Source organism: Ramlibacter sp., from assembly GCF_035554825.1.
Taxonomy (GTDB): Bacteria; Pseudomonadota; Gammaproteobacteria; order Burkholderiales; family Burkholderiaceae_C; genus Ramlibacter.
On sequence record NZ_DATMHS010000006.1, the window covers coordinates 1 to 6,004 of the forward strand.

Sequence of the window (6,004 nt, forward strand, 5' to 3'; positions counted from 1 at the left end):
GGCGAACTGCACCCGCATGAAGAACAGCCCGGTGCCGTGATCGTTGTACTGCGCGGCCTCCTCGATGTTGCCGCCGCGCTCCAGGAGAAAACCCGACACGGCGTGCACGATCCCCGGCCGGTCCGGGCAGGAAAGCGTCAGGATATAAGCGTGATTCATACCGCGCCGATTGTCGCAGCAGCGTCGCGGCGCCCGCTGCCGGCCGGTGCGACAATGGCTGCGCCGCACACCCCAGGAGAACCGCGATGGCTTACAAAGACTTCTCGATGGATCACCACTGGCTGCCCTTCACGCCGAACCGGGCTTTCCGCAAGGACCCGCGGGTGTTCGTCGGCGCCGACGGCATGGTCTTCACGACCCATGACGGCAAGAAGGTGATCGACGGCATCTCCAGCCTCTGGTGCGTGGGCGCGGGCCACAACCGCAAGCCGATCAACGAAGCGATCAAGCAGCAGCTCGACACCCTGGACTACGCCACGGCGTTCCAGGCGTCCAACGACCAGGCCTTCCGCGCCGCGGAGATGATCGCGGCGCTGGCCCCTGGCGACCTGAACAAGGTGCTGTTCTGCAACTCCGGTTCGGAGGCCGCGGACACCTCGCTGAAGGTGGCGCTGGCCTACCACCGCGCCCGGGGCGAGGGCCACCGCACGGTGTTCATCGGCCGCGAGAAGGGCTACCACGGCGTCGGCTTCGGCGGCATGAGCGTGGGCGGCATTCCGGCCAACCGCAAGATCTTCGGCGGGGCCTTCCTGCCGCGCGTGGACCACATGCGCTTCATCCACGACCCGGTGAACCATGCGTACCTCCACAACGAGCAGCCGGTCTGGGGCGAGGACCTGCTGGCCGAGCTGGAAAACCGCATCCTGCCGCTGCACGACCCGAGCAACGTGGCGGCGATCATCGTCGAGCCGGTGGCGGGCAGCGCCGGCTGGTACCTGCCGCCCAAGGGCTACCTGCAGCGGCTGCGCGAGATCTGCGACAGGCACGGCATCCTGCTGATCTTCGACGAGGTGATCACCGGCTTCGGCCGCATGGGCACCAGCTTCGCCGCCGACTACTACGGCGTCGTGCCCGACATGCTGAACTTCGCCAAGTGCGTGACCAACGGCGTGATCCCGCTCGGGGGCGTGATCTGCCGCGACAAACTGTACGACGCGATGATGAAGACCGAGGCGCCGGAGCACGTGGTCGAGTTCTTCCACGGCTACACCTATTCCGGCCATCCGGTCGCCTGCGCGGCGGCGATCGCGACGCTGGACCTGTACCGGCAGGAGAACCTGTTCGCGCGCGCCGGCGAGATGGGCAAGGTGCTGGGCGACGCGTTCCATGCCACCTTCAAGGGCCTGCCCAACGTGATCGGCATCCGCAGCCTGGGCCTGGCGGCGGCGGTGGAACTGGCGCCGCTGCCGGGCGCGCCGGGCAAGCGCGCGTACGAGATCTTCGTCGACTGCTTCCACAAGGGCTCGCTGGTGCGGCCCGCCGGCGACGTGCTGGTGATCGCGCCGCCGTACATCGTCGAGCGCCAGCACATCGACACGCTGGTCAACACGCTGGCCGATTCGATCCGCGGCCACGCCTGAGGTCCGCACCGCCGGTGGGCCCGCCGCCCGGCGTGCCGGCCGGGCGGCGCTACGGCGGCGGGGCTTGACCCGATCGACGCGACTTCATCTGCGCCTCGAACTCGGCGCAATAGTCCTTCTTGGGCGGTTGCGCCGGCCAATGCGTGGACTGCACGCGCAGGCCGGCGCGCAGGTGCAGCGGCACCCCCAGCTGATCGTCGACATGGCGTCCGCCGGCCAGCAGCACCACGGTCTGGCCGCTTGTCGCGGCTTCCTCGAGGGTCCGCGCCATCGCCCGGTCGCGCGCGATCTGCACCCGCGTCATCGGGCCGACCTGGTGCTCGGGCAGCAGGTCGCAATGGCCCTGGCGCACCGCCTGCTGCTGCGCCTTCAGCGCCGGCCCCGGCAGGATCGCGTCGAGCTGGGCATCGGCCATCGCCGCGCGCAGATGCGGCCGCGGCAGGTTGCCGCCGAGCACCGGAACGCCGGCTTCCACCGCCGCCATGACCGCCGGGCGGTACGGCTCCCAGGGCCAGCCGCTTTCCTCCCAGCCGAGCACCTGCCGCACCTGGGCCTCGGTCGCGGTGCGGGGCAGGCCGGCCGTGGAACGGCCGCGCTCGGCCATCTCCAGCACCACGGCCGCGAGCCGGCCGCGCCGCGCCAGCTCCTGCACGACCTGGCGGTGCAGGTCCTGGTGCTCGGAGGCATCGTGCTGCTCGCCCAGCAGCATCAGGTCCAGCGGGGCCCCGTCGGGGCCGACCAGCGGCGGCATCGACGGGGTGGCCGCGCATCCGGCCACCAACAGCAGAGCTGCGATCAGGGTGAAGCGCATCCGGGGATACTAAGGCCTTGCGCCGCGGCCCGTGCGGTGCGGCCGCCTGCATGACCCTTACTTTTGCCGTCCGCGTCGCCCTGACCCTGCTGTTGGCTCTGGCGGCGGCGCTGCTGTGCGTGTGGCTGCGCACGCCGGTGCCTTGGATGATCGGGCCGCTGCTGTCGACCGGCGCCGCCTCGGTGCTGGGGTTGCCGACCCGCAGCCTCGCGCCGCTGCGCAACGCCGGGCAATGGGCCATCGGCAGCGCGCTGGGCCTGTACTTCACGCCCCAGATCACGACCCTGCTGGCCAGCGTCTGGTGGGCCATCGCCCTGAGCGTCGCCTGGGCGCTGGGGCTCGGCTGGGCATTCGGCTGGTGGTTGCAGCGCTCGCAGGGCCACCGCATCGGCGGCACGCCGCGGGAGCAACGCGCGACCAGCTATTTCGCCGGCGCGATCGGCGGCGCCTCGGAAATGACGGTGCTGGCCGAGCGCGAAGGCGGGCGCACCGACCTGGTGGCCGCGTCGCACAGCGTGCGGCTGGTGATCGTGACCATCCTCGTCCCGTTCGCCTTCACCTGGGCCGGCTTGTCGGGGCTCGACGCCAGCCAGCAGGGCGTGCGCGCGGTGAACCCCGCCGGACTGGCGCTGCTGGCGCTGGCGACCCTGGCCGGCGCCCTGCTGCTGCAGCGCACCGGCCGCTCCAATCCGTGGTTCATCGGCGCGCTGCTGGTCGCGATGGGCCTGACGGTGGCGGGGGTCGAGCTGTCCGCCGTGCCCAGGTGGATGACGAACGCGGCCCAGCTCGTCATCGGCGTGAGCCTGGGCGTGCGCTTTTCGGCCGAGTTCCTGCACGCCGCGCCGCAGTGGCTGGGCGCGGTGGCGGCGGGGACGGTGGCGATGATCGTGCTGTGCGCGGGCTTTGCCGCCGCCCTGGCGTGGGCGACCGGGCTGGCCTGGCCGACATTGGTGCTGGGGACTTCGCCCGGTGGCATTGCCGAGATGGCAATCACTGCGAAGGTGCTGCAGTTGGGCGTGCCGTTGGTGACCGCGTTCCAGGTCTGCCGCCTGGTGGCCGTGCTGTTGCTGGTGGAGCCGTTGTTCCGGTGGTGGGCCCGCCGGCACTGAAGGGTGCGACCCTTCAGCGCGGCGGTCGTGCCTCAGTGCATCACGAGCGGGTTCTGGGCGAGCTCGGCGTAGCCGTCGAGCGTCTCCTCGACTTCTTCCTGGGTGGGGGTGTTTTCCTGCCAGGCGTTGATCTGACGCTGGAAGGCCTCGGCCCAGGAGCCGTCCAGGTACACCTCCTTGTTGGAGCGCTTGTCGACGATCTCGAAGCCGTGCCTTGCGATCCGCGGTGGCGGTTCCCCGTCGGCGGGTTCGTTCGCCTGCATGTGCACGACGACGAACGAGTCGGAGTCATAGAGCATTTGCATTTTCGATTCCTTTGCCACTTCAATTGGCAACGTTTGGGCCGGTTTCAAGGATGACCGGGACCAGCGCGGTTGGAAGGGCCTCCCTTTGGTTCCCAGAATAGGCGGGCGCCAGCTCAGCGCCTGTCGGTTGCGGACCACTGGTGGTCGACCCAATCGCCGCCCGGCTGTGTCAGACGCAGGCGCACCGGAACGTAAGCCATGCCGGGGGCCAGCCAGACCTCGATGCGCTGGTCATATTCGCCCCGCGGCGGGCGCACCAGCTTGACGGTGGCAAGCTCGCCAGCCGGCAATTGCAGCTGCTCCTCGCCCACCACGGTGAACGCCCACCCGCCCGACTCGCGGGTGGTCGCGGTGGGGATGTTGACCACGCTGCCGGCCGGGTATTGGTGGGGATCGCCCGCGAACATCGCCGCCAGTTGCACCAGCACGCTGAGGCGGTCCTGGGCACCGGGCAGCAGCGCCGCCGGTGGCTGGTTGTTGCTGAAGACCAGGCGGCCGGCGTCCTGGTCGAAGTGGGTCGCCTGCTCGCCACGACGCTGTTCGGCGAAGCGCTGCGGCGCGATGCCGTCGCCGCCGACCCGACCGGCGCTGCGCAGCAGGCGCGGCGGCAGGCGCGGCAAGGTGACCTCGAACCGGGCCTCGTAGCGCTGGCCGTCGTGTTCCCAGCGCAGCTCGCTGCTGCCTTGCGTGCGCTGCTGCCGCGTCTGGGCGCTGACCTGGTAGTGCAGCCGCACCGGCGGCGGCACGTCGAACCTGGCGGCAACCGATGGCGGCGGGCTCGGCGGCGCCGGCGGCGCCGCGTCCGGCGCCGCGCTGGCGGCCGGGGACTGGCTGCCGCTCGGGGCCACCGGCGGCGGCTCGACCGGGACCGGTTCGCGCGGCGGCGCGGCCGGCGGCCGTTTGGCGGCGGCCACCGGCGCCACGGGAGCGACCGGGAGCGCCGCCGGCAGCGCGACGCTGCGCGTGAGGAAGGCCGCCGGCCGCGCGGCGGGCTGGACCTGCCAGCGGGGCGGCGCGGCGCGCAGCAGCCAGCCATGCGCCGCCAGCACGGCCGCGGTGAGCGCCAGCAGCACCGGCGCCGGCATCGCGGCGCGCTGCGCCTTGGCGCCGCCGGCGTGCCGCCCGCTAGAATTTCGACCAGGTCGATTCATTTCACGATGCGTAACGTCGCGGGGCCCGGGCGCGTCGACATCCGGGAGGCAGATTGAAGCTCGCCACGTACAAGGACGGTTCGCGCGACGGCCAGCTGGTCGTCGTCTCGCGTGACCTCGCCACCGCCCACTACGCCACTGGCATCGCCGACCGGCTGCAGCAGGTGCTGGACGACTGGGGTTTCCTGTCGCCCCAGTTGCAGGACCTCTCCGACGCGCTGAACGGCGGCAAGGCCCGCCACGCCTTCCTGTTCGAGCCCGCCCGCTGCATGGCGCCGCTGCCGCGCGCCTACCAGTGGGCCGACGGCTCGGCCTACATCAACCACGTCGAGCTGGTGCGCGCCGCCCGCAACGCGCAGGTGCCGGAAACCTACTACACCGATCCGCTGATGTACCAGGGCGGCAGCGACGACCTGCTCGGGCCGTGCGACGACGTGGTCGTGGCCGACGAAGCATGGGGCATCGACTTCGAGGCGGAGATCGCCGTCGTCACCGCGGACGTGCCGATGGGCGCCACGCCGGAACGGGCGCTCGAAGGCATCCGGCTGGTGATGCTGGCCAACGACGTTTCGCTGCGCAACCTGATTCCGGCCGAACTCGCCAAGGGGTTCGGCTTCTTCCAGAGCAAGCCGGCGACCGCCTTCAGCCCGGTGGCGGTGACGCTCGACGAACTGGGCGATGCCTGGGACGCGGGGCGCGTGAACCTGACGCTGCAAAGCAGCTGGAACGGGCGCAAGGTCGGCATGTGCGACGCCGGCGTCGACATGACCTTCCACTTCGGCCAGCTGATCGCGCACATCTGCAAGACCCGCAATGTGCGCGCCGGCAGCATCGTCGGCTCCGGCACCGTCAGCAACAAGGGCGTGGAATCCAACGGCCGCACCGAGTGGCCCAAAGGCTACAGCTGCATCGCCGAGAAGCGCGCGATCGAGACGATCCAGGACGGCCAGCCGGCCACCGGCTTCATGAAGTACGGCGACACCATTCGCATCGAGATGCGTGGCCGCGACGGCCAGAGCATCTTCGGCGCCATCGACCAGAAGGTCGC

At 70.9% G+C, this 6,004-nt stretch carries 7 protein-coding genes; 3 read left to right on the top strand and 4 right to left on the bottom strand.

All coding sequences use genetic code 11. From position 1 onward, the window contains the following. Positions 1–159, bottom strand: a 159-nt coding sequence (locus VNT59_RS00250; RefSeq protein ID WP_325495472.1) for an ACT domain-containing protein, incomplete at its 3' end; no start/stop codon positions are given. Between the two features lie 86 nt (positions 160–245). Here VNT59_RS00250 and VNT59_RS00255 point away from each other — a divergent pair. Beyond that, positions 246–1,580 carry an aspartate aminotransferase family protein gene (locus tag VNT59_RS00255; RefSeq protein ID WP_325495460.1) on the top strand — a complete coding sequence of 445 codons (1,335 nt, stop codon included), beginning with the start codon at positions 246–248 and terminating at the stop codon, positions 1,578–1,580. A 49-nt stretch (positions 1,581–1,629) separates the two neighbouring features. Here the strand turns inward: VNT59_RS00255 and VNT59_RS00260 are convergent, their stop codons facing one another. Next, complete coding sequence (locus tag VNT59_RS00260) at positions 1,630–2,391, bottom strand: ChaN family lipoprotein (RefSeq protein WP_325495462.1); 762 nt, start codon at positions 2,389–2,391, stop codon at positions 1,630–1,632. A gap of 50 nt (positions 2,392–2,441) precedes the next feature. Between VNT59_RS00260 and VNT59_RS00265 the strand changes: the two genes are divergently transcribed. Continuing rightward, on the top strand, positions 2,442–3,500 hold the full coding sequence (locus VNT59_RS00265) for an AbrB family transcriptional regulator (protein WP_325495464.1): 1,059 nt from the start codon (positions 2,442–2,444) through the stop codon (positions 3,498–3,500). Positions 3,501–3,532: 32 nt separating this feature from the next. Here the strand turns inward: VNT59_RS00265 and VNT59_RS00270 are convergent, their stop codons facing one another. Further along, positions 3,533–3,805, bottom strand: a complete 273-nt coding sequence (locus VNT59_RS00270; protein ID WP_325495466.1) for a BTH_I0359 family protein — start codon at positions 3,803–3,805, stop codon at positions 3,533–3,535. Positions 3,806–3,918: 113 nt separating this feature from the next. Further along, positions 3,919–4,956, bottom strand: coding sequence for a DUF3108 domain-containing protein (locus VNT59_RS00275; protein WP_325495468.1), 1,038 nt, complete (start codon positions 4,954–4,956; stop codon positions 3,919–3,921). A gap of 53 nt (positions 4,957–5,009) precedes the next feature. Here VNT59_RS00275 and VNT59_RS00280 point away from each other — a divergent pair. Beyond that, on the top strand, positions 5,010–6,004 hold a 995-nt coding region (locus tag VNT59_RS00280), incomplete at its 3' end, for a fumarylacetoacetate hydrolase family protein (RefSeq protein WP_325495470.1).